Origin of the sequence: Salibacterium lacus (assembly GCF_042684865.1) — a bacterium.
Classification (GTDB): domain Bacteria; phylum Bacillota; class Bacilli; order Bacillales; family Marinococcaceae; genus Salibacterium; species Salibacterium lacus.
Genome location: NZ_JBHUML010000002.1, coordinates 481856 through 504434 on the forward strand (window position 1 = coordinate 481856; position 22579 = coordinate 504434).

Consider the following 22579-nt stretch of genomic DNA (forward strand, 5'->3'; position numbering starts at 1 on the left):
CGTTTCACACAACACGGAGGGAAAATCATGCCGGACGTACAAATCAAAGATGCTGGTTCACTTTTGAATCTCCCTTTTTCTGAAGAGGATGAAAAGCGGCTGAAGGCCTTGTCTTCCAAGAGACAGAATCCTGCCTTTGAAGTCGCCTTCTGCGGTCATTTTTCGGCGGGAAAGTCGACGCTTTTGAACAACCTGCTGGGCAGGGAGCTGCTGCCTTCGAGCCCGATCCCGACAAGTGCCAATATTATATCGATTCAATACGGAGAAGCCGGTCTCGCTGTTACAACCGGGGACGGGACACAACGGCACTGGAAAGACGAAATCCCGTGGGATCAAGTGAAATCGTGGGGAATGAATGGGGAAGAAATAAAAAACATTGATATTCATATCCCGCTCCCGTTTTTATCATCTTCCACACGGCTGCTTGATACGCCGGGAGTCGATTCCACGGATCCGAATCATCAGCTCGTTACGGTGGACCAGCTTTATACTGCCGACTGCATTGTTTATGTTACTGATTATAATCACGTGCAGTCCGAAACGAATCTCCGGTTCTTAAAGGATATGAGCAGGGAGAATAAACCTATTATTCTCGTTGTGAACCAAATTGATAAGCATAACGAAGATGAAGTACGTTTGACATCGTTTAAAAACGGGCTTCATACGACGCTTTCCAGAGCAGGAATACAGCCGATGGAAATATTTTTCACATCGATGAAAGTACCTGATCACCCTTTCAACGAAGCCGCTTCTTTAGCTTCTTTTTTAAAGCCGCTCCTTTTTTACGGGGATACCCTTTCTTCCCGCAGTCTGCCGATGCTGGAGTCCGGTGCGGTAAAGCAGTTAATAGAACAGCTGAAAGAGCAAAAAGAAGAAGCATACGAGACGTGGCAGGAAAACCTGTTCTCACGCGGCATCGATCCACACGAAGCAGAAAAGGCCGAAAACAGGGAAGAGGATATTCATCAAGTGGAGCAGGAAAAGAAAGCTGCCGTACAATCGCTCTACGATGAACGCAATCAGCTGTTGAAAGATGTGACCCTGTTTCCGTACACGACAACCGAAAAAGTCAGACACTGGCTGGAAAGCTGTCACCGCCAATTTAGAAAAGGGTGGCTCTTCTCCCGGAAAAAAACCGAAGAGGAACGCGCTGCACGAAAGCAGGCCGTTCTGGAAGAATTGAATGAAAAGGTGAAAACCGAGCTGCTCTTTCACATAAAAAATATACTCCTCGGTGAAGCTGTGTCCTATATGGAGGATCCCGCCGCTTTTGAAAAAGAGGTACAGGAATGGAGTTTTACCGTGGACGGGGATCTTCTGGATCGGTTTGTGCCGACTTCAGAATTTGACCGTCAATTTGTGTATACGTTCACGGAAAAAACAGCGGATGCCGTCGCTAAACAGCTGAAAACAGAAACAGAACCTTTTTTTCAGGCATACGAAGAAGCTTTAAACGCTCAGTTTAATGAAAAGAAAGCTGCATTACAGGAAAAACAGGAGCATGCGGGAGATTGGAGCCGAGAGCTCCGGGAGTGGGAAGAGACGGCGGAGTATTTTGAGAGAAAAATCGAGGAATGCCGGGATTATCTGAAAATACACGACAGCGGCCTGGATTTTTGGCAGCTGCTTCGCGACACTTCTAAAGAAGATTATCCGGAAGGGGGAGTTCCCGATATTGTTGTTACAGAAGAGGAGAGCCCCGTTGAGGCATCGGATGAGCTGGAAGAATCGGAAGAGCAGCCCGTTGTTTCTGCGCCTGAATTCGATGATTCTTTCGTTGAACCGCTCCGCCGCTATCTTCATCAATACGGGGAACGTCCCTTGTTTGAACAGGAGAAGAAAAAGCTGACGCGGCTTCTGGAGCAATATGACAACAATACGGTTACCATTTCTCTTTTTGGAGCTTTCAGCGCAGGCAAATCAAGCTTTATTAATGCCATGATTGGCGCCCATGTTCTGCCTGCTGCCCCGAACCCGACGACATCAGCTGTAAACCGCATTCAAAAAAGCACGGGAGAATACCCTCACGGAACCGTGGTGCTGGATACGAAAGCAGAATCGGTCCTGGAACAGGAGATACAGGCCGTATCCCGGGAGCTTGGCACGGAATTGAATCTCGCAACTCTCCAAAACTGGAAGAAACCAAACCAGAACCGATTAACGTCCTATCAGCGGACCTATGCTGATTACTTATTCACTCTGCAGCAGAGTCTGAAAAAAAGGACGGTCCAGCCGGGAGAGCGCATCGAAACAGAAATAAGGGAGCTCCATGACTGGGTCGGGAAGGAAGAGTACGCCTGTCTTATTCAACAGGCTTCCATTTATTATGACTGCGCCTGGACCGAAAAGGGTCTGGTATTTGTTGATACACCGGGCGTTCACTCGGTACACGGCCGTCACACGAATGTTGCCTTTGAACAGATGATTCATTCCAGTGCTGTGTTGTATGTTACGTACTACAATCATGCCTTTTCCAAAGCGGATGAAGTGTTTTTACAGCAAATGGCAGGAGTTAATGAGCAATTTGATTCCAACCGGCTTTATTTTATTATTAATGCGTCGGATCTTGCCGATTCGAAAGCAGAATTGAATGTAGTCAGAGAGCATGTGCAGGGACAGCTTTTTCAAAATGGATTGGACCATCCGGAGATATTCGCGCTTTCAAGCAAAGATGCGCTTGCCCGCAAACAAAACGAAGCCTCCGCAGACCAGGAGAGGGCGTTTGCTGCATTTGAACATTATTTTGAGACCGTGACGATGGACACGTTAAAAGCCGACCATCTGCACCACCTGTATCAATACGGAATGCACATGTATCGTCTCCTGCAGTCCCTCCTTGATGACGTCACGGACAGCGGAGAACATCCAGAACAACTCATGAACCGTCGTCTGCAGTCAGTGGATACGTTCAAACAGCAGATAAAGTCTCTTCAGTTCGATGAACTGCTCCCATCGCTTCGCCACGAGCTGCAGCAGCGATGTTCCTATCTGCAGGAGCGGGTGAAACTGATGGTGCTCGACTACTTTCCTGAAGTTGTCAATCCGGCCGTTCTTGATGGCTCTTCCAAACGGGAGCAGAAATCAAAGCTTGAGGGAGCGCTGCAGGAAATGGAAGGGCTCGCCCGAACTTTTTTGGAACGAGAGATGCAGACGATTATTTTCAGGCTGCAGGAACAAAGCAGAAAAGGCATGGATCAAGAGAACCAACGCTTTGCAGCCGAAGCTGTTCCAGAGGATGTTACGGTGGAACCACCGGATTCAACAAACCTGCAGATGTTAACCGGGGAGGATAATGTGTCTTTCAGAATGAACGTGCAGAGCGGATCCTTTCTTAATTACTATCAGTCCGGGAAAGAATTTTTCGGGAACCGGGGGGTGCAGAAACTAAAAGAGGATTTCGCAGAATCTCTCCGGATGGAAGCCGGGAAGGAAGTTGCGTCGTTGGAAGAACGACTGCACCGGCAGCTGCATGAACATCTTCAGGCACAGGCTGAAACCTGCAGAAGCTATTTTCAGAATGAGGCTGAGCAGGAGAAAGAGCGGATTCACTGGCACTTTGATCCTTCGAAAAAACCGGAACTTGAAGAAGAGGCTTCCTTTTTACAAAAATATCTTCGTTAATATGATCATTGCAGTAAGTGTCTGCTGTTTTCTGCCTATACGGATGTTAAACAAACAATGATCTTATTTTAAACGCTTCCGACGATCAACATGATGGTCGGAAGCGTTTTTTGATGCTTCCTATGTAAAAATCCGAACGATGCGGCATTTTTGTATGGAATGCCGGGTCATCGTTCGGATTTTTATTGATCTATATTCTTTTACTGCAGCCTTCGACTTTAATTCGTCGACTCGTCATCATCGGTGCCGGATGAGTCTGAATCACTGCTGTCATCCGTACTGCCGTTATCGGAGGAATTGGATTGTACTTCACTGTCGTCGTTGCTGTCACTTGATCCGTCGCTGCTGTCATTCTCCGAATCGCTGGTGTTGTTACTGGAGTCATTATTGCTGCCGTCATTGTTATCGTTGTTTTCCTCGTTATCATTACTGTCCTCGTTATTACCGGATTCCTCGTCATTTGACTGATCGTTATTTGATTCATCACTGTTGGAGGAATCGTTGTCTTCAGAGTTGTCTGTCTCCCCGCTGCTGCCGTTCTGTCCGTCTTCGCCGTCTTCATTTTCATTGTTGTCGTCTTCGTCGTCCGCGTCTTCATCCATGTCTTCGTCGTTTTCGGGGACATTCACCTGAACCTCTGAAGAGGAACTGGATTGATTCGGTCCTTCCTCATTTATCACGGTAACCCGGAAGCCGTGGGTTGTGCCTTTTTGCGGAGATGACAGAGTATAGCTTAAGCCGGACTGGGTGGTGAGTGATTCGTATGAGCCGTCCTCTGTCCTGTGTTCCACCTCAAAAGCGCGGCCGTCCAGCTCATTTTGATCATAATCCCAGCTTACCTGGATCTCATCATCTTCTTCATTGTAGGACGCATTCAATCCGGAAATGGTTTCAGGCTCTGCGAATTCATCTGAAATATTCTCCGGACCGGTACCTTCTACGAACAGTTCGGTGATGATTTCACTTTGCGGAGTGTATTGACTGGCTCGTTGGCCGGTACTCCGTTCTATATCAATCTCATTGACGGAATCCGGCTTTTGAAAGTCCGGGGTATCCGTACCTTCTGATACATGGGACATAATGAGCCGGAATACTTCCTTGGCAATGTTGCTTTCGCTGCCGATCAGGTGATTCTCGCCCCGGTCGGAGCTGAAACCGGTCCAGACGGCTGCCGTATAACGCGGGGTGTAGCCTGCGAACCACACGTCCGGATCGCCCTCGTGCGGAATGCCGTACTGCTCATGTTCAGAATCAGTAAAGTTGGTCGTTCCTGTCTTACCGGCGAGCGGCAGACCTGAAATGTCAGCTCCGGTTCCGGTTCCTTCATCTACAACGTCTTGCAGCATATCTGTGATCATGTACGCAGTGTAATCCTGCATAGCCTGGCGGGATTCATGTTCCATCGTGATTTCCCGTCCGTCCCGGAATTCGATGCGGCGTACCGCATGAGGTTCCGAATACGTTCCTTCATTACCAAAGGCTGCGTATGCTCCGGCCATGTCCAAGCTTGAAAGTCTCTTCGTTCCGCCAAGAGCAGAAGCCGGGTAAATCGTGTCCAGAGGCAACCCAAGACCACGGGCGAATTCACCGGCTTGTTCCAGTCCGGTTTCCTGCAGCGCTTTGACGGCCGGAACGTTAATGGAGTTCACCAGTGCCTCTCTCATGCTCACTGACCCTCTATACCCTCCGGAATAGTTTCGTATTTGATCATCGCCATCTTCGGTATAGGTGTGCGGTTCATCGACAAGCTGGTGGTACGTGGACCACTGATTGTATTCAATTGCCGGACCGTAATCCAGAATCGGTTTAATGGTAGAACCGGGTTGACCGCTGCCGTTACTGGCAAAATTAAATCCTTTAGCAACATCCTGACTCTGCCGGTTGCCGACCATTGCTTTAATAGCACCGGTTTCGGTATCCATTAATGTGAACCCAACCTGGAACTGGTCACTGCTTGGATAGTTATCGATGTGCTGGTTCGTATTAATAACTTCTTCGGCATACTTCTGGGCATCAGGATCAAGCGTGGTATAGATTTTCAACCCGGCAGAATAAAGCTCATTGGAAGAGATACCTTCCACATCTTCCATCTCATTCTGAACGTGGGTGATAAACGAATCATATACCAATCCTTCCTTGGTCGGATTATAATCGAGCTGATCATTAATATTAACGGATTCGGCCTGCTCCGCTTCTTCACTGGAAATGAAATCATTTTCCTGCATCAGACCGATAATCATGTTTCTCCGTTCTTTGGCGGTTTCCGGATTCTGAATGGGCTCATAATGGTTCGGTCTTCTCGGAATAGCCGCAAGAAGCGCAGCGTCTTCGATGGTTAATTCATCAATATCTTTATTAAAATACACATCCGATGCTTCACCGATACCGTAAGCCCCTTGTTCAAAATAGATCATGTTCAAGTACATCTCAAGGATCTGCTGCTTGGAATACTGCTGCTCCAGCCGGATGGCAAGGTACTGCTCCTGAACTTTCCTTGTAATCGTCTTATCCGGTGACAAAAAGGCGTTCTTTACGACCTGCTGTGTAATGGTGCTGGCACCTTCCGCACCAAAACCTTCGGATACGTTTGCGGCCAGTGCACCGAACACACGAATAATATCAATCCCGAAGTGATCATAAAATCGTGTATCCTCTACAGCAATAAACGCTGATTTGGCATGTTCCGGCAGGTTATTAATATCTATGAGATCGCGGTTCTGTCCGGCCTGAAGCCTGGTCACCTGCTCGCCGTTCTGGTCATATATCTCGGCTGCTTCGGAGAGAACGAGTTCTTCGGGATCAAGGTCGGGTGCATTGCTGATCATAAAACCCGCTGCGATACCTCCTCCGAGTACGAGCAGCATTCCAGTGATAAATATAGCAAGAATTATTTTCTTAAAGACAGAGCGTTTGCCTGATGTTTTCTTTTTTTTGCCCGAGGTCTGCTGTGCCCGGCGTTTTTCCTGTCTCGAGCGGTAATCCTGGCTCATGGTTTGTTTTCTTCCTTTCTCTTAAGATGTTTCATTTTGGCATGGGTTTATCACAAAATTAGTCGGCCCATGCTCCAAAACGTTACATTATGAAAAATAAATACGATCGATGATGTCAAGGTAATCTATACGCGGGCTGTATTGAAGAGGGATCAGATGACCGTTTTCCCTGATATCCGGCAGAGGTATGGATTTTCGTTCCTTCTGTCCAAAATACCACTCTATGAAACGGGCGGCATCGTATAAATACGTCTCTTCAAGAAGCGTGAAACGAATGATTAAAAACGCAATGCCCTCGTGGCGGAGCACTTCACTCATATGGTCCATCTGGTGGGCATGGATGTTGCCAAAAGGAAAAGAAGTTTTATTTCGTGTTTCTTTTGCTTCAAAATCAATATAACGGCCGCGGTAAATACCGTTATAATCTGTCGTCGACGGCTGTTTAAAATAAGCTTCGGTAATTTTTGCAGCACTTCGTTTCGGATAGTCAACATGCACAATCTGCACAGGGGTGGGTTTCTTATGAATAACAGCTCTTCCGGTAGACCGGTAATACTGGTTGGTATCATTAAGATCCTGCTCCAGTGTCATCCCCCGGTTTCCAAAGAAAGAAGGGGAAGAAGATGTGTGCTGCCGGCGGGAACCGGTGTACTTTTTCCCGCCGGGGTATCGAAAGGCCATAATACCACCTGCTTTGCTGTATTTCATTTCTCCATCATAGCATATACCTGCCATGGAAAGAACCATCTTTCTTCACACAAAAGGGGAAAGTAGACAATGATGGGGAGACTCATGTTATGATAATACAGTAAGGGAGAGTGAAAGAATCAATGAATGAGAAGCCGGTTAATCTTGGTTTTGGCAATATGATGCCGCCTGAACGAATCATATCCATTGTCAGCTCGGACTCCGCCCCTACGAAACGTTTGATTCAGGAAGCCCGGGATAGAAAAATGCTGATTGATGTAACAAACGGTAGAAAAACAAGGAGTATTATCCTTGCAGATAGCGACCACGTTCTGCTTTCCGCTATTCAGCCTGAAACGGTGGCACAGCGGTTAAATGAGAATGAAAGTGGTAGTTAGCGCGAAGCTTCGGTTTATACCGGAGCTTTTTTTGTAGATTTCAGGCTGATTTATACCTCCTTTTTCGAATAAGCACTAGTTCTGTCAGTTCGGCAGGGTTTCTTTTTTCAAAGAAGAAAGAAAGAGACAGGAAAAAGGAGGAATGCAAAATGACAGAACAGTACTGCAAAACCAAAGACATTGCGCTGCGCTTGGAGATTTCACCGGCAACCGTTTTAAAATGGGTAAAAAAATACCATATCCCTTACACTGTTAACGCGAGTGGCCACTACTGCTTCTCTGAAGATACTGTTCCCGAATTTCTGAAAATCAAAAATCAGCATCAGCAGGACGGATATCATGCATCGGAACACAGTGAGCACATCAGCCGTACGGTTATGCTGGAACGCCTGGCGCAGACAGAAGAAAATGTTCAGATACTGGAACGGATGATTATGAATAAAGCAGACGATATTGTGACTTTTCAAATGATGGAGCAGCGCAGGAGAATAGAAGCATTGATGAAAAAAATGGACAAGCTTGAAAAACAAATGGAGGAGCAGAGTCCGAAGCCGCGCCGGAAACAGGAAGAGGCGGCCGGTATTCCTTATTCAAACCATACGCCGGCAGGACTCTTTCAGTTTGAATGACTGTTTCCTCGTGGTACGATATGGAGAAGAGGAGGGGACGGATATGCAGCAGGAACAAAAACAAGACCTTCATACGAAAATACAAAGGTTAAAAAAATATAATGAAGAATCGCTTCAGAATTTCACAACCATAGCACAGAATCCGGAGTATACACCCGATTTCTATGAAGAGGTCAAACCGTTTGCCGACCGGATGAAAGAGACGGCTGATGCCTGGAAACCACTTGCGGAACAATGGATTATAGAAGAAAAACCGACTTATTTTTACTTGAAGCAGATTGATGATACCCATGAGAATATGTGTATCTCTTCGATTCGGTCTTTTCAGTCCGATACGAAAAAGAAACGGTTTCGGGAGATGATTCAGTCGATTGATTATATTTTAACCGGAATGGAAGAACAGCTTCATTTATAGGCCAAAAAAGGCGGGATAACAGTGAAGTATATTGTAGAACCTGAATGGGTGGAAAAGGTGCGGAGCAGACTGGATGTGCGTATTGTAGACTGCCGTTTTCAGCTGGGAAAGCCCGAGGCAGGAAAACAGGCATATCAAAATGAGCATATACCGGGTGCTGTCCATATGGATCTGGAAAAAGACTTGAGTGCAGCGGAGGAATCCTATGGAGGAAGACATCCGCTTCCGGATATGGATCAATTCTCTGAGGCGTTATCAGAAGCAGGAATAGATCAGGACACCATGGTCATTGCTTATGATGACCAGGGAGGAGCCATGGCTGCGCGGTTCTGGTGGATGATGATGTACGCTGGACACGCACGGACATTTGTCATGGACCGGCCGTTTTCGTTATGGAAGCAGGAAGGATACCCTGTTGAAAGCCGGGAGCCTGAATGGAAAAGAAGAGAATTTACTGCCGGTATCCAGCCTCAGATGCTGGCATCCGTAGAAGAAATCAAATTAGCGCTTCATGAAGAATCAAGCCGGATCATCGACGGACGCGATGAAAAACGCTACCGCGGAGAAACGGAGCCGGTGGATCATACGGCCGGGCATATTCCGGGCGCAGAACATTATTTCTGGAAGGGTGTACTGAATGAAAATCAAATCTGGAAACGTCCGGAAGAACTGAAAAGCCACTTTTATCAGCTTCCGGAAGAGGAGAAGATTTACTCTTACTGCGGCTCCGGTGTGACAGCATGCGTAAACGTACTTGCACTTAAAGAAGCAGGGTACGAAAATCCACGGCTTTATGCCGGAAGCTGGAGTGACTGGATTTCCTACGGGGATCTGCCGGTGGAAAAAGATTAGTGCTGCTGTTGTCTTATCGGCCGGCTTCTTGGAAGGCGCCATCCATAGTGCACAGACAGCATCCTGGCAATAACAATCAAGGCGAGGATGGTTATGTATCCCGGCATGGAGGAAATCCAGCCCATGCCGATACCGATACCGGCGGGAACCGTCCAGGCGATGTAAATTTCATGGCGCAGAAACAGTGGTTTTCTGCCGGCCAGCACATCGCGGATCATTCCGCCGCCGGTACCCGTTAACGCGGCCGCGGCTATGGAAGCACTGAGCGGCAGGTTCATTTCAGAGGCGTAAATGGCCCCCTGCACAGCAAAAGATCCCAGGCCGATGGCATCAAACATAAGACCCCATTTTCTCCACGTTTCAAATAAAAAACGCGGCAGCAAAAAGGCAATCGTCATAATAATAAAAGCGGTAAGAAACAAAGCTTCCTGTTCCCACAGATTAGTGACCGGAACCCCAATCAAAAGGTTCCGCACAGCTCCGCCGCCAAAAGCTGTCACGAACCCGAGAATATAAATCCCCATTAAATCATATTCTTCATCCATTGCAGCAAAAACACCACTTAACGCAAAAGCGGTAGTGCCGATAATATTGAGAATGTCCCACGTCACCCGGGACCGCCTCCTTTGTTAACAAAAATTCCCGGCCCTATCAGGCCGGGATATTCAAAATCGTCCGGATTTGAATATAGCATACAGGAGCCATACAAACATAACAAATGAAATAATGAAACTGACTTCGATGACCGGCAGAGTGACGAGTGGAGAAGAGGAATCGCCGAACGTGGACCCGACAATCAGACCGACCATGATGATACTGAACGCAAGCAGTATAATACTGAAAGAAAGGCGGTTGCTGATCCGGTCCAGCTTATTCAAAAAGATATTCATCTTCGGTACTTTCATCTCAATACCGACGTGGCTTTTGTTCAATTTGGCGAGGGCATCGCGGAACTCTCTTGGGATATCGAGGAGATAATCCCGCTGCCGCACGCCTTCGTTCCACCAGTCTTTGGCGATGTTTTTAGGATTTATCTGCTCCATCGCCAGTTTCTTGCCGTACGGTTCCGCTATTTCAACAATGCTGAGATCCGGGTCAAGATGTTCGATGATGCTTTCGAACGTAATTAATGCTTTGGCCAGCATCGTATATTCTTTGTAAATCTGAATCTCGTACCGGTGGGAGGTGGCAAAAATATCATTGATCGCCTCGCCGAACCGGATATCCTGAAAAGATCTTTCGTAGTATTTGGAAAGCAGATAATAGACATCTTCGGCAAACTGATCGTGATCAATCGTATCCGGAATATCGGCCATTTCGTATATGGCCGCAGCCACCTCATCCGGTTTTTTCCGGGTCATGGCAATAATATAATTGATGAACTGGCGGCGCATTTCTTTATTGAGCCTGCCGATCTGCCCGAAATCAATCAGCCCTGCTGTTTCATAGCCGGTGAAGACAATATTTCCGGGGTGGGGATCACTGTGAAAAAATCCGTCCACCATGACCTGGTGAAAGAAAGCGTCCGTGAGGGAACGCGCGATTTCTTTTTTGTTAAACTGTTTATCGGTATGCTCCAGTTCGGAAAACTTTGTACCGTCCAGAAAAGAAATGGTAAGCACACGGCGGCTCGAATAAGATTCGAACACCTCTGGAATGTCAAGAGCCGGGAACTGTTCCATGTTGGTTTTCATTTTCTCCGTGTTACGCGCTTCGACGTAGTAATCCACTTCATCCCGTATAGCATCTACATATTCCTCGATAACGTCCTGTAACTGATAATAGCTTGCCCACTGAAAACGCTGGGTAAATAGTTTGGCAAGGTCTCTCAGTATATCAATGTCTTTCTCTATGGTTTCCTTAATATGCGGACGTGATACCTTGACCGCCACGTCTGTTCCATCGTGGAGTCTGGCTTTGTATACCTGGCCGATGGAGGCCGCAGCAATCGGTTCGTCGGAAAATGATGCGAACAAATCCTCTGCGCGGTGTCCAAGGTCGTGTTCCATAATCTGCTGTGCCTTTTCAAACGGAAAAGGAGAGACTTCATCCTGCAGTTTCTGCAGCTCCTCTATGATGGACGGAGGAAAGATATCTTCTCTCGTGCTGATCATCTGACCAAGTTTTATAAAAGTAGGTCCAAGTTCTTCCAGTACTCTGCGGATCCGCTGTCCTATCGAGTGCATGTTAACATCATCCGGATTGGAAGCCATGCGTTTTGGAAGGGATAAAATGTGAAACAGCCCCACTTCCTGCAGGATATATCCGAAACCGTGCCGGGCAAGAGTAGCTGCTATCTTTCTGTAGCGGTTCGCGTGTTTAAGACCTCGTGATATTTCCATGTAACAATTCCTTTCCAGGAATATAAAACCTTAAATCGGCTTTTTGATCCATCCGTTCAGCTTTCGTTATTATCCGATCCGTTATCTTTATACTGTTCAAGCTTCTCTTCCAGCTCATGAAGTTTGGCTTCAATCCGTTCAATGTCGGTGTCCGAGGCAAGTCCAAGGTCCCGGAAGGCATCTCTTGCTTTATCTTTTGAGCGCCCGCTCCAGTCCGACTCCATATGTTTCCCGCGTTCGATCAGTTCCTCTTTCCACTGCTCGGCTTCCCGAGGTGTAATTCTGCCGCGCGTAACCAGGTCGTCAATATAAGTCTGGACTTTTTCTTTTCCGTAGGAAGCAGCGCCGAGACCGAGAAAAAATCCTTTTTTCAGCATATCATTCATCATATTTTCCTCCTGTATCATTTTTAGCGGTTCCGTTGTGTTTGCCGGTATGATTTTTTACAATAGAAAAGAACGTCCTGAAAAAGGCTTACCTGAAAATAGAATACTCTATTCAGACAAGCCTGCAGGGAAATATAAATAAAGTTCTTACCCGTTGTCGCGGAGCATGGAATAAATGAAAAATACGAGGACGACAACCGATATGACGGACAGTCCTGCTATTAAACTGTTGTCCGCGTCGTTCCAGGCATTTACCGAGGATGCTGATGCAGCCGCCGGCATAGTGAAGATAATCAGGGCAAGAAGCACTGCACTGAGTCTTTTCATAAGAAAGGCCTCCTTCACGCATTGATTTTTATGTACATTGGTTAAAACACTTTGTCCCAGTATATCATTATCATACATGGTAAAGCAGAGGGAAAACAATAGAAATACCTCCTTTTATTATATCCGCGAAGAAATTATTTATCAATCCACATACGGATATCTTCACGTTCATTTCAAGTGGACAGAACAGTCGTTAGGGTGGACGTATCATGTTACAATAAAAAACGTGTATGGAAGAAGTATAATGTAAAATGTATCCGGAAATGGAACGACAGGAAAGGAAAATGAGAAATGCCAGGGATTCATATAGAAGATATCATTATAGCTAATCAAACACTAAAGGATGTAGTAACACATACACCACTGCAGAAAAATCAGGTTCTTTCCGAACGATATGGTGCCAATGTGTATTTAAAAAGAGAAGATCTGCAGGTGGTGCGCTCCTTTAAAATACGAGGAGCTTACTATCTTATGCAGAGCTTATCTGAAGAAACACTGAAAAACGGTGTGGTATGCGCGAGTGCAGGCAACCACGCCCAGGGTGTTGCCTATTCGTGCAAAGCCCTGAAAGTTAAAGGGAAAATCTTCATGCCGACGACGACACCGAAACAGAAAATAGGGCAGGTTAAATTATTCGGAAAAGAATATGTCGACGTCGTTATTACCGGTGATACGTTTGATGATTCGTATCAGGAAGCGATGGCATGCAAAGAGGAAAACGATATGGCTTTTATCCATCCGTTCAATAATGAAAAGATTATTGCCGGACAAGGTACGGTAGGTATGGAAATCATGAATGATATTGAAGAACCGATTGACTATTTGTTCTGCACGATCGGCGGGGGCGGACTCATTTCAGGCATTGGAACGTACGTTAAATCGATCTCACCTGAAACAAAAGTAATCGGCACTGAACCCGGTGGAGCGCCGGGCATGAAAGAATCCATTGCCAAAAATGGAGTGGTGGAGCTTCAGGACATGGACAAGTTTGTGGACGGTGCGGCAGTGAAACGGGTCGGTGACATACCATATGAAGTATGCCGCGGTCTGCTTGATGATATTTCTCTCGTTCCGGAAGGGAAAATCTGTTCAACGATTCTTGAATTATACAACGAAAATGCTCTGGTGGCTGAACCTGCCGGGGCTATGCCGATTTCAGCACTCGATTTTTATAAGGAAGAAATTAAAGGAAAGACTGTCGTATGTGTTGTGAGCGGCGGCAATAATGATATCGGCCGTATGGAGGAAATGCGGGAGAAATCACTCCGCTACGAAGGGCTGCAGCATTACTTTCTCATCAACTTTCCGCAGCGTGCCGGTGCCTTGCGCGAATTTCTTCATGAAGTGCTCGGCCCCGATGATGATATTACGCGGTTTGAATACACGAAGAAAAACAACAAATCAACCGGACCGGCCCTTGTTGGTATTGAACTGGCGGACCCCGGTGATTATGACCAGCTTGTTAAGCAGCTGGAAAAGAAAAATTTCCAGTATAACGAAATCAACAAAGAAGAAAGTCTTTTTCATTTTCTTATTTAGGGGCTGCTGAATGACTTCCTGAATCCTTGATAAAAGGGTTATTGTTTGAGGAAGATTCCTTATCACTCGTTTCTATTTCAGGAATACGTCGGGGACAAAGAAGCATCCGCTGCAGGCGGACGTTTTCACTCCAGAGCACAAGGCGGGCATCGGTTCGCCGGGGCTCACCGTGTCTTCTATGCCGCAGGCAGCGCCGCCTTCCACTCCTGCCCTGCCACGTGCAAGGGTTTTGGGAGCATGTCCTGAAATTTCCTTGCATTTATGTACAAAATAAGAGCTCAAAGTCTTTGCAGTGTCAGCAAACTTTGTTGATTCAGCAACCACTATTTAACTGAGGCGGAAGAAATGGAAGGAGGGCAGAATCTTGATTATTAATGAAGCGGAAGCTTTCTATGAATGCATCCCTCAGCATGAACATGCCCGGATTTCTGCTGAGATCATAAAACGGTGGGCGGATGAAGCTGTGAAACACGGGCCGTATTGGAATGAGCTGGTTCCGGCTGTCCGGGAACACGACCGGGCCTGGATTCCACTTGACAACGACCCGCTTACAGATGAAAAGGGCTCTCCTTATGATTTCACCAATTATCCGGAAAAACCAAAAACAGAGGCGTATCAGCGGGGCATTCTCGAAACTGACCGGATACACCGCTACTGTGGTCTTTTAGTCAGCCGGCATTATGCTTCTTTTTTTGATACGGCCCTGACAGAAACCGGGCGCAGGTTTCGTGAACAGGAAACGCAGCGGCAGCAGACGTGGCGTAAGGAGCTCCAGGAGCCGGATACAGAAGATTCTCATTTGAAGATCCTGCAGTTTTGTGATGACCTTTCACTGTATTTATGCACGAATACTCCCGGAGCTTCCAAAGACAAAGAAAACACCTGGTTCAAAAACGGGTTCCGGCAGCATTTTGCTTTTCTGAACAATGAAACGATCCAGGCGGAATTCAACGGAAAGCAAAACGTGAGCCTCGCTCCCTTTCCGATGCAGGACGCGCTTGATATAACGATCCATGGACGACAGGTTTTAAAAGAAGAAGCAGAGGAAAAAGGGTTTTCCGAAGCTTTTCAAAAAAGCGCCGCATATACAAGACATTTCTGCGTGTATGGTGAATGATAGAAGGTTAAAGAAAGGAGAATAAGATGCCCTTACATGGAAAAAGAGTGATCGCGCTTGTTGATGAAGATGTTGAGGACCTGGAACTTTGGGTGCCGGTGATGAGACTGAGGGAAGAAGGAATAGATGTCGTATTAACCGGAAAAGAAAAAGGAAAAACGTATTACGGGAAACACGGGGTGCCGGTTGAAGCAGAAGCTTCGTTTAACGCTGTTTCCGCCGCTGAATACGACGGGATTCTTGTGCCAGGCGGATGGGCGCCGGACAAACTGAGACGTTATCCGGAAGTCATTGACATGGTACGCCATATGGACAATCATCAAAAACTGATAGGTCAGATATGCCATGCCGGCTGGGTTCTTGTTTCGGCGGATATCCTTACTGATAAGAAAGTGACGAGCACCCCTGGTATCAAAGATGATATGAAAAACGCAGGAGCCGTCTGGTATGATGAGGAAGTGGTCGTCGACGGACACCTTATATCCAGCCGGCGTCCGCCGGATATTCCGGCATACTGCCGGGCGCTCGTTCAATCGCTGGAAACGTGATACACAGCAAAACGGAGGCGGATGACCCCCAAAATAGAGGAGTTATCATGAAAGAAGTTTCTGCACAGGACATCCAAGAACTAAAAAATAATGGCAGCACAGCGGCGGTCTTTTTCTACACTCCGTTATGCGGAACGTGTCAAATGGCATCGCAGATGACAGGTTATGTGGAAACTATTTTCGATGCCGCTTTCCTGCAGGCTGATATAAACACGATGCCGGGAACCGCTCAGGAAGAAGAGATCCGCAGTGTGCCCTGTCTAAAAGTATTCAGCAAGGGCAGAATAGTACGTACAATCTATGCGTTTGAATCCATCCCTTCCTTGCTGAAAAGACTGCATGGTCTGCTGCCACTGACGGAAATAAAGGAGGAACAGGACGATGAAGGAAGCGAAAACAGCTCCTGATTTTGAACTTTCAACGCTGGACGGTGAAAATCAGGTGCGCTTACATGAATGGAAGGGTAAACCGGTAATGCTTACTTTCTGGGCATCCTGGTGTCCGGATTCCCACCGTGATCTCGCAAAGAAACAGTCTTTTTATGAAAACCTGGACCAGGACAAGATTCAGTTTCTGACTGTCAATGTAACCGGCAGGGAGGGATCTGTTGACGCCCCTGCCCAATTCATGGAGGAGAATGGTTACACGTTTCCCGTGCTGCGTGATGTGAATACGAAAACGTACGATAAATACCAATGCATGGGTGTTCCGACAACGTTCATTCTTGATGAAGATCTCCGCATTATCAATCGTTTCAATGATAAGGCGGCTTTTGTTGATATTATTAAAGGAGTGGAACCCTTATTGGTCCGTTGATAAGGTAAAAAACGAAGCCCGGTTTCGACCGGACTTCGTTTTTTACGATATATTTTATGTCTTCCAGAGACGGTGCGGGAAAATAACTTGTTATGACGGCTTTCTTCCATTCTTAATGACCTGTTTCATCTGGCTGCTGTTTGGATAATCATTGGCGTCATACTGCGCGGTGACCCGGTCATTGTCATATTCCACCCGGTGAATGGAAGCTTCAAATTCACCATTTTCAATTTGAAGAAGGACGTAAGACGGCCGCGGATCGCCATCGAAAGGAAGACCTACACTCCCTGTGTTAATAAATGTTTTATCAGCTGTTGTTCTAATGTAGGGGGTGTGAATATGCCCGTAGACCACAATATCGGCGTCCGGCTCGGTGCCGAGTGTATCAAGGAGTGTTTCATCAGAAGCGTCGGCAGAAACAGCATCAAAAAGGTTATCCGGCACAGCGTGAAAAGCATGAAGCGTAACAGATTCATCATACGTATCCAGAAAGTGCTCCGGCAGCTGATCCAGATAATGAATATCATCGCTGCTCAGGCGTTCCACTGTCCAATCCTGTTCCTGGTTCATCAGCGCAAGCGCAGCGTCTGGAACTTCTCCTTTCCTGACCCCGCGTACAACCCACTGATCGGCATTACCTTTCAGCACCTTTGCAGGGGTGGAACGGACGGTTTCCAAGGCGTTTTTAGGTTCAGGACCGCGATAGCACAAATCTCCAAGAATATAGATTTGATCAATATTCTTATCCTTCAAATCATTCAGCACGGCTTTCAGCGCGCGGGCGTTACCGTGGATATCAGACAATAATGCAATATTCATAAAAGCATCCTCCTTTAAGCAAAGATTCAAAGCTTTCTTTTTCATTATACATGAGACAAAAGAGCTGTCATAACAATTTTCACAGAATACACCCAACTGGAAGAAACAATAATCTTTGTGTTAAAATTAATCATATCTATGACTGTGACGTGCAGGACTTACACATATAATATAGTAAGGTGAGGAGAGAAACGATGAACATTATATCCATAGAACCGACTCCAAGTCCCAATACGATGAAATTAATTATGGATGAATCGCTCCCGTCAGGAAAAAGCAATAACTATAAAGCGGAGAACAAAGAAGAAGCACCGGATTTTATCCGGCCGATACTTGAAATCGAGGGGATCACGGGGATTTACCATGTGTCCGATTTCATGGCTCTGGAACGTCACCCTAAAGCCGAATGGGAAGGGTTGCTCGCTCAGGTGCGCAGTGTCTTCGGAGAGGACACTGAAACAAAAGAGACGACGATGGAAATGGATAATGCATTTGGAGAAGTCCAGGTGCAGCTGCAGATGTTTAAAGATATCCCGATGCAGATCAAGGTAACATCCGGAGAGGAAGAAAAACGAAAAGGGCTTCCGGAACGCTTTCAGGAAGCTGCGTTTCAAGCTCAGACCGCAGACGATAATATTGTTATGCAGCGCCGGTGGGAAGATCACAGCCGTCGTTACGGCGACGATCTCGATGAAATAGCAGAAGAAGCAGCAGAGGAAACATCGGCTGCTTATCCCCGGGAACGTCTTCATACTCTCGTGCAGCTTTCCCTGTCCGGAGAAGAAAATGCCCGCCGGTTTGAAGATCGGTTTATTGAAGTCACATCTGAGATGCTGGATGATCCGGATTGGCGGAGCCGGTATGCCGCACTGGACAAAATGAATCCGAAGGAAACAGACCTTCCTGTCCTTGAAAAAGCACTGCATGATGAGAAGTCATCGGTTCGAAGACTTGCAGTAGTTTACATTGGTATGATTGAAAAGCCGGTAATTCTGCCGCTTTTGAGACAGGCAATGGATGATAAATCTGTTACCGTACGCCGAACGGCCGCTGACTGTTTTTCCGACTTGGGAGACCCGGCGGGTATACCTGCTATGATAGAGGCACTCAATGATAAAAACAAACTGGTGCGCTGGAGAGCAGCAATGTTTTTGTATGAAGTGGGAGATGAAACAGCAATAGAGCCGCTCCGTGAAACTGCGAACGATCCGGCATTTGAAGTAGCCCTGCAGGCCGGCCTTGCGTTGAAGAGGATTGAAGAAGGAAAGCAGGCTGAAGGTTCGGTCTGGAAACAGATGACCGAAAAAATGCAGGAAGATAGAATGAAAGAATAGATGGACCATTGAGTGAAAGAACGGATTCATCCGACTGGAAAGGGGCATGAGGACGTTATGACGAAAGAGGAATTAAAATGGCAGCTGCAGGAAAAGGGAATGAAGGAAGCCTTGGAACTGCTTGAAGAAGCGGAGCAGGGTGAATTGGCCGAACTGGAACTGGTGGAGTCCCTTGGTCTGCTTCGTGATGAACATTTGAATAACACGCTGATCGAAGTACTGCAAAACGAGGGCGTGGAAATCATTTATATCCCGGCAGAAGAATAATACTAAAAAGAGTCTGGGACAAAACCTCTATAAGATAGAAAAATGCCGAACGATTTAAGAAAAAATCGTTCGGCATTTTATGGTACATCTTCCATCACTTCATCAAAATAGGGCTCTTTCCGCGGGCACGGCTCAAAAGGAGGAAGATCGGCTAAGATCGGCACCTCCTGGCGGGCGCCGACCTGACCCGCATCCTGCGGGATCTCGGAAGAAGCCCGCCTTCTGTGGGGTCTCGAGACACGTGCTGTTCCCGCAGGAGAAGCCCTATTTTGACTACGTTTAGGATGCGTGTTACCTAAAACGTTCGTTTTTCACTGTTTAATTTTATTTTGCGCCACACTCTTTTTACTTATCAGGATTCGTGGTCTTTGGAGTAGGCGCTTGTGTATGTGGAAATACGGCGTACTCCGTTATCGGCTGTGAACTCAAAGCGGTCATACACGTAATCCTGCGCATCGGATTTAAGGACACGCTCATAATGGTGCTGAACGACCAGTGTTGAAGAAGTCGACTGGAACATTAAGAAGTTGACTCCCTTAAAGGTGGAAGTTCCTTCAGATTGCAGCAGTTCATGCAGCAGCCGGTTGTGACAGTCCATTAAATCGGATTTTGAGAAACCAAAGTTTTCAAGATCCTGCAGAAGACTTTGGCGGGATGGATGTTCCAGTTCATTCAAAAGAATGGTGAAAGGCTGGAACTGCTCGGTGTGAATACGGACATTGTCCCCTTCATTCAAAGTGACCGAAGCTCCCGTTTCGTCTTTGAACGTGAAGTTCCGGCTGTGGGAGACTGGATGCCATTTGCCTTGAATCTTCACTTCGAATTCAAACGGGCATCCTTCCAGTTCCAGTTCATCTCCATAAATGGGTTCATAAAGAAACGGATGGTCCTGCTGTTTTTTTATACGGTACGTGACATAGGCAGGTGCCTGTTCTTCATTTTCCTGGTTATTTTCCACAGGTGTTACCGGTTCTTCTTCAAATGATGCTTTCACTTCTTTCCATGTTTCTGCTTCAGATGTAAAAGCAGCGGCCGCGGCATGAAGATCTTCGATAACCTGCTTTAAAGCAGTCTTAACGGTGGAATCAAAATTCTCTTCCGGTTGGTCTTTGCTGGTGTCAATTTTACTGCCGGGCACGACTATGCTTTGTTCTTTCATTTGCAAAATAACGTCAGATCGATGAACAGCAGGTACTTCAAACAGGCCTGTAATGGTCACTTTTCCGGACCATGTCTTTTTCGGCGGCGTCTGGACTTCTTCCAGTCTGCCGTAATACACCCCGTCTTCTCCCTGGTCTACGATGACCGTGCTGCCTATATGCTTGGAAGCTTCTTGGCGATTCATGGTACCCCTCACTTTAATAGTAACTTTTCGTTCGATATCTATCTTTATTATACGCAATCGAGTGCAGATTCAGCAAGCCTGACAACCGTTTATTCCGAAGGGTTGTTCTTTCTTTGTACTGGATATCTGCGTTCATTCAGTTCAATAAGCTGTTCCATCTGCTCCACTTTTGTGTGCTCGGTTTTTTCCCGCAGCTTTCCTACGTTCACTTCCATTTTGACGAGAGCTTCATAAAGCTGTTCTGTCTGTTTTCCCCGGTTATCGGAGGAAAGAGATAAAAAGGTGTCCACCAAAGAGGGGATATCTTTGGTGAGCATACGTTTTATGGTGTATCTGTCTTCGACATCAAGTGTATCAAACAAATCACCTGTACGCCGTATTTCTTCCATAAGACTGGAGAGGCGGTTATTGATTAAGGCGGGCAGTTCCTGCCATGATTCGGTCTTCTTCTTTTCAAGCTCCATCAATTGATGAAATGGTTCCTCACCGGAGTGAATAAAATCTTTTTCTCCCGATGGTTCGCCGTCTTTGTGTTCTGCGGCGCCGGCTGCAGGGCTTTGATTTTGAATCAGATCCCCGAGCAGTGCATCATCGAGCTGCTCGAGCTTATCAAAAATACCCTGGAAATACGTGGATTGCTGAATGCTGCGGACAAAAGTCTGTCCGTTTTTAATATACTGCACCGTTGCCTCTTTACATCGTTTCTGCCGGTTTTTGGGAAGGTAGGATTTACGGAAATATTCAATAACGATTCTCTTCTTAATGGCAGCCTTGGATTTATGGTTTTCGTAACTTAACAGCTTCATCCGTTTCTGATTCACTTTGAGACGGAAATGAAATGTGTCTCCGTTTTTTTTGAAATTCTGAGACGATTTAATCTGCCTGCCGTATTCAATTAAACGATCCAGAGCTCCCTCCGTTTCCTGAACGATGACAAGACCGTGCGCATCAGAAAAAATATGATCATCCACCGGCCGCATGCGGTCCGGCAGAAACCGTTCCAGCCATGGATGCAACAGCCAGTCTTTAGCCAACTTGAATCACCTTTTTCGTATAAACTGTTATTCGAGTAACTTTGTTCTCATTTCTTCATTAAGTTCATCGAGTTCCTGGATGAATTTCTTACCGGACTGTACGATACGTTCGTTGGATTGTTCTGTCATTTCAATAGCGGCGTTAACGTCCTCGTAGGCTTTACGGAATGTTTCAATCGCAACAGCCGGTTCCTCAAGAGTTTTCAGGGTGTCTTCGGTATTTGATTTCAGCATTTCAGCATTGCTTAAAATCATGTTTTCCGTCGCTTCGTTGACGTTCTGGACCGCATTGATTACTTTCCGCTGGTTGCCGAGGGCAAGCTGAATGGAAGCTGTCACTGTGATAATATTTTTGGTCATTGTAATGGCATTGAAAATCGCTTCTTCCAGCTTTTCATTATTATCAAGAATCAGATCAACGGAAGCAAGGGACTGCTGCAGCACCATAACTGCCTGATGCATGTTTTTGACCCGTGTTATTACTTTTTCCTGGCCTTTCTGCAGCGGGGAGGGATTATCTTTCCACTCGTCTTTGGTCATTTCCTGCTCCAGCATTTCATTAAGCTGGTTGCCCGTTTCAATCTGTTTTTGGAGTTCTGTAATTCGTTCTTTCGCCGTTTCTTTCAGCTGTTCGAGCATCACATTGTCTTCCTGGAGCTTATCACGGCCGGAAAGCAGAGCTTCGATAATGTTTTCCACCTGCGCTTCCACCGTTTCGTATTTTCTGGCGTATTGCTCCATTGGACTTCTTCCGAGCAGTTTATTCCATGTTTTTTTCAGGCGGCCTTCTTTGAGGTACTCCGGTTCAAGTTCGCTGACCATTCCTTTCAGCTCATGGAGTTTCTCCGGAAGTTCATTGTCTTTTTGATTCATCATTTCCCGGACCGGCCGCTTCAGTGCATCAAGAGATTCACCGGCTTTTTTCTGTTCCGTCTCGCCAATGCTTCCAATGGAGGAAAGCAGATCGTCGGAGTCTTTCTCCTGTTTGAAGCGTTCCAGGTATTTTTCCGCTTCATTCACGGTTTCTTTGGCACTTTCGGATAAAACAGAGTTATTCTGTTCATTTTCACTGGTCATAGGGCTTCCCTCCTGACAAAGAATCGATTGGATTCT

General features: G+C 46.5%; 22 protein-coding genes. 12 read left to right on the top strand and 10 right to left on the bottom strand.

All coding sequences use genetic code 11. The features are described from left to right. The first annotated feature begins 27 nt into the window (after positions 1-27). On the top strand, positions 28-3621 hold the full coding sequence (locus ACFSUB_RS03290) for a dynamin family protein (protein ID WP_380711751.1): 3594 nt from the start codon (positions 28-30) through the stop codon (positions 3619-3621). A 218-nt stretch (positions 3622-3839) separates the two neighbouring features. Here the strand turns inward: ACFSUB_RS03290 and ACFSUB_RS03295 are convergent, their stop codons facing one another. Beyond that, a complete protein-coding gene (locus tag ACFSUB_RS03295) occupies positions 3840-6611 on the bottom strand; it encodes a transglycosylase domain-containing protein (RefSeq protein WP_380711752.1) in 2772 nt (923 codons plus the stop codon). 87 nt (positions 6612-6698) lie between these two features. Further along, complete coding sequence (recU, locus tag ACFSUB_RS03300; protein WP_380713169.1) at positions 6699-7292, bottom strand: Holliday junction resolvase RecU; 594 nt, start codon at positions 7290-7292, stop codon at positions 6699-6701. A 149-nt stretch (positions 7293-7441) separates the two neighbouring features. Between recU and ACFSUB_RS03305 the strand changes: the two genes are divergently transcribed. From ACFSUB_RS03305 to ACFSUB_RS03320, 4 genes are all read left to right on the top strand, one after another. Further along, the gene (locus tag ACFSUB_RS03305) at positions 7442-7696 is read left to right on the top strand and encodes a DUF370 domain-containing protein (RefSeq protein WP_380713170.1); all 255 of its coding nucleotides are present in this window, start codon (positions 7442-7444) and stop codon (positions 7694-7696) included. Between the two features lie 149 nt (positions 7697-7845). Then, a complete protein-coding gene (locus ACFSUB_RS03310) occupies positions 7846-8325 on the top strand; it encodes a hypothetical protein (RefSeq protein WP_380711753.1) in 480 nt (159 codons plus the stop codon). A 43-nt stretch (positions 8326-8368) separates the two neighbouring features. Continuing rightward, positions 8369-8740 (top strand): YppE family protein, encoded by a 372-nt coding sequence (locus ACFSUB_RS03315; protein ID WP_380711754.1) that lies wholly within the window; start codon positions 8369-8371, stop codon positions 8738-8740. Between the two features lie 21 nt (positions 8741-8761). Continuing rightward, complete coding sequence (locus ACFSUB_RS03320; protein ID WP_380711756.1) at positions 8762-9592, top strand: sulfurtransferase; 831 nt, start codon at positions 8762-8764, stop codon at positions 9590-9592. Here the strand turns inward: ACFSUB_RS03320 and ACFSUB_RS03325 are convergent. The 4 genes from ACFSUB_RS03325 to ACFSUB_RS03340 form a co-directional block, all read right to left on the bottom strand. Next, complete coding sequence (locus ACFSUB_RS03325) at positions 9589-10203, bottom strand: trimeric intracellular cation channel family protein (RefSeq protein ID WP_380711757.1); 615 nt, start codon at positions 10201-10203, stop codon at positions 9589-9591. The genes ACFSUB_RS03320 and ACFSUB_RS03325 overlap by 4 nt on opposite strands. A 54-nt stretch (positions 10204-10257) precedes the next feature. Next, positions 10258-11934, bottom strand: coding sequence for an ABC1 kinase family protein (locus tag ACFSUB_RS03330; protein ID WP_380711758.1), 1677 nt, complete (start codon positions 11932-11934; stop codon positions 10258-10260). Positions 11935-11990: 56 nt separating this feature from the next. Next, positions 11991-12323: a phasin family protein gene (locus ACFSUB_RS03335; protein ID WP_380711759.1), complete on the bottom strand. Its 333-nt coding sequence runs from the start codon at positions 12321-12323 to the stop codon at positions 11991-11993. Between the two features lie 144 nt (positions 12324-12467). Then, positions 12468-12647 carry a hypothetical protein gene (locus tag ACFSUB_RS03340; RefSeq protein ID WP_380711760.1) on the bottom strand — a complete coding sequence of 60 codons (180 nt, stop codon included), beginning with the start codon at positions 12645-12647 and terminating at the stop codon, positions 12468-12470. A 291-nt stretch (positions 12648-12938) separates the two neighbouring features. Between ACFSUB_RS03340 and ilvA the strand changes: the two genes are divergently transcribed. The 5 genes from ilvA to ACFSUB_RS03365 all read left to right on the top strand — a co-directional run bounded on the left by ilvA (position 12939) and on the right by ACFSUB_RS03365 (position 16667). After that, positions 12939-14186, top strand: coding sequence for a threonine ammonia-lyase IlvA (gene ilvA / locus ACFSUB_RS03345; protein ID WP_380711761.1), 1248 nt, complete (start codon positions 12939-12941; stop codon positions 14184-14186). Between the two features lie 364 nt (positions 14187-14550). Further along, entirely contained in the window at positions 14551-15303 is a 753-nt protein-coding gene (locus ACFSUB_RS03350; RefSeq protein ID WP_380711762.1) for a DUF3891 family protein, read from the top strand. A gap of 26 nt (positions 15304-15329) precedes the next feature. Then, entirely contained in the window at positions 15330-15851 is a 522-nt protein-coding gene (locus ACFSUB_RS03355; protein ID WP_380711763.1) for a type 1 glutamine amidotransferase domain-containing protein, read from the top strand. Positions 15852-15898: 47 nt separating this feature from the next. Beyond that, positions 15899-16258 (top strand): thioredoxin family protein, encoded by a 360-nt coding sequence (locus ACFSUB_RS03360; RefSeq protein ID WP_380711764.1) that lies wholly within the window; start codon positions 15899-15901, stop codon positions 16256-16258. Beyond that, positions 16233-16667, top strand: a complete 435-nt coding sequence (locus ACFSUB_RS03365; protein WP_380711765.1) for a TlpA disulfide reductase family protein — start codon at positions 16233-16235, stop codon at positions 16665-16667. The genes ACFSUB_RS03360 and ACFSUB_RS03365 overlap by 26 nt, the downstream gene beginning before the upstream one ends. A gap of 90 nt (positions 16668-16757) precedes the next feature. On the opposite strand, the gene ACFSUB_RS03370 is transcribed toward ACFSUB_RS03365, so the two are convergent. After that, complete coding sequence (locus ACFSUB_RS03370) at positions 16758-17486, bottom strand: metallophosphoesterase family protein (RefSeq protein ID WP_380711766.1); 729 nt, start codon at positions 17484-17486, stop codon at positions 16758-16760. A gap of 194 nt (positions 17487-17680) precedes the next feature. On the opposite strand from ACFSUB_RS03370, the gene ACFSUB_RS03375 reads away from it, so the two are divergent. Continuing rightward, complete coding sequence (locus tag ACFSUB_RS03375; RefSeq protein WP_380711767.1) at positions 17681-18820, top strand: conserved virulence factor C family protein; 1140 nt, start codon at positions 17681-17683, stop codon at positions 18818-18820. A 12-nt stretch (positions 18821-18832) separates the two neighbouring features. Next, the gene (locus ACFSUB_RS03380) at positions 18833-19087 is read left to right on the top strand and encodes a hypothetical protein (protein ID WP_380711768.1); all 255 of its coding nucleotides are present in this window, start codon (positions 18833-18835) and stop codon (positions 19085-19087) included. 352 nt (positions 19088-19439) lie between these two features. Here ACFSUB_RS03380 and ACFSUB_RS03385 read toward each other — a convergent pair whose 3' ends face one another. From ACFSUB_RS03385 to ACFSUB_RS03395, 3 genes are all read right to left on the bottom strand, one after another. Further along, positions 19440-20432: a DUF2777 family protein gene (locus tag ACFSUB_RS03385; RefSeq protein WP_380711770.1), complete on the bottom strand. Its 993-nt coding sequence runs from the start codon at positions 20430-20432 to the stop codon at positions 19440-19442. 89 nt (positions 20433-20521) lie between these two features. Further along, a complete protein-coding gene (locus ACFSUB_RS03390; protein ID WP_380711771.1) occupies positions 20522-21466 on the bottom strand; it encodes a hypothetical protein in 945 nt (314 codons plus the stop codon). 27 nt (positions 21467-21493) lie between these two features. Then, positions 21494-22543 carry a toxic anion resistance protein gene (locus ACFSUB_RS03395; RefSeq protein ID WP_380711772.1) on the bottom strand — a complete coding sequence of 350 codons (1050 nt, stop codon included), beginning with the start codon at positions 22541-22543 and terminating at the stop codon, positions 21494-21496. Between the last annotated feature and the right edge of the window lie 36 nt (positions 22544-22579).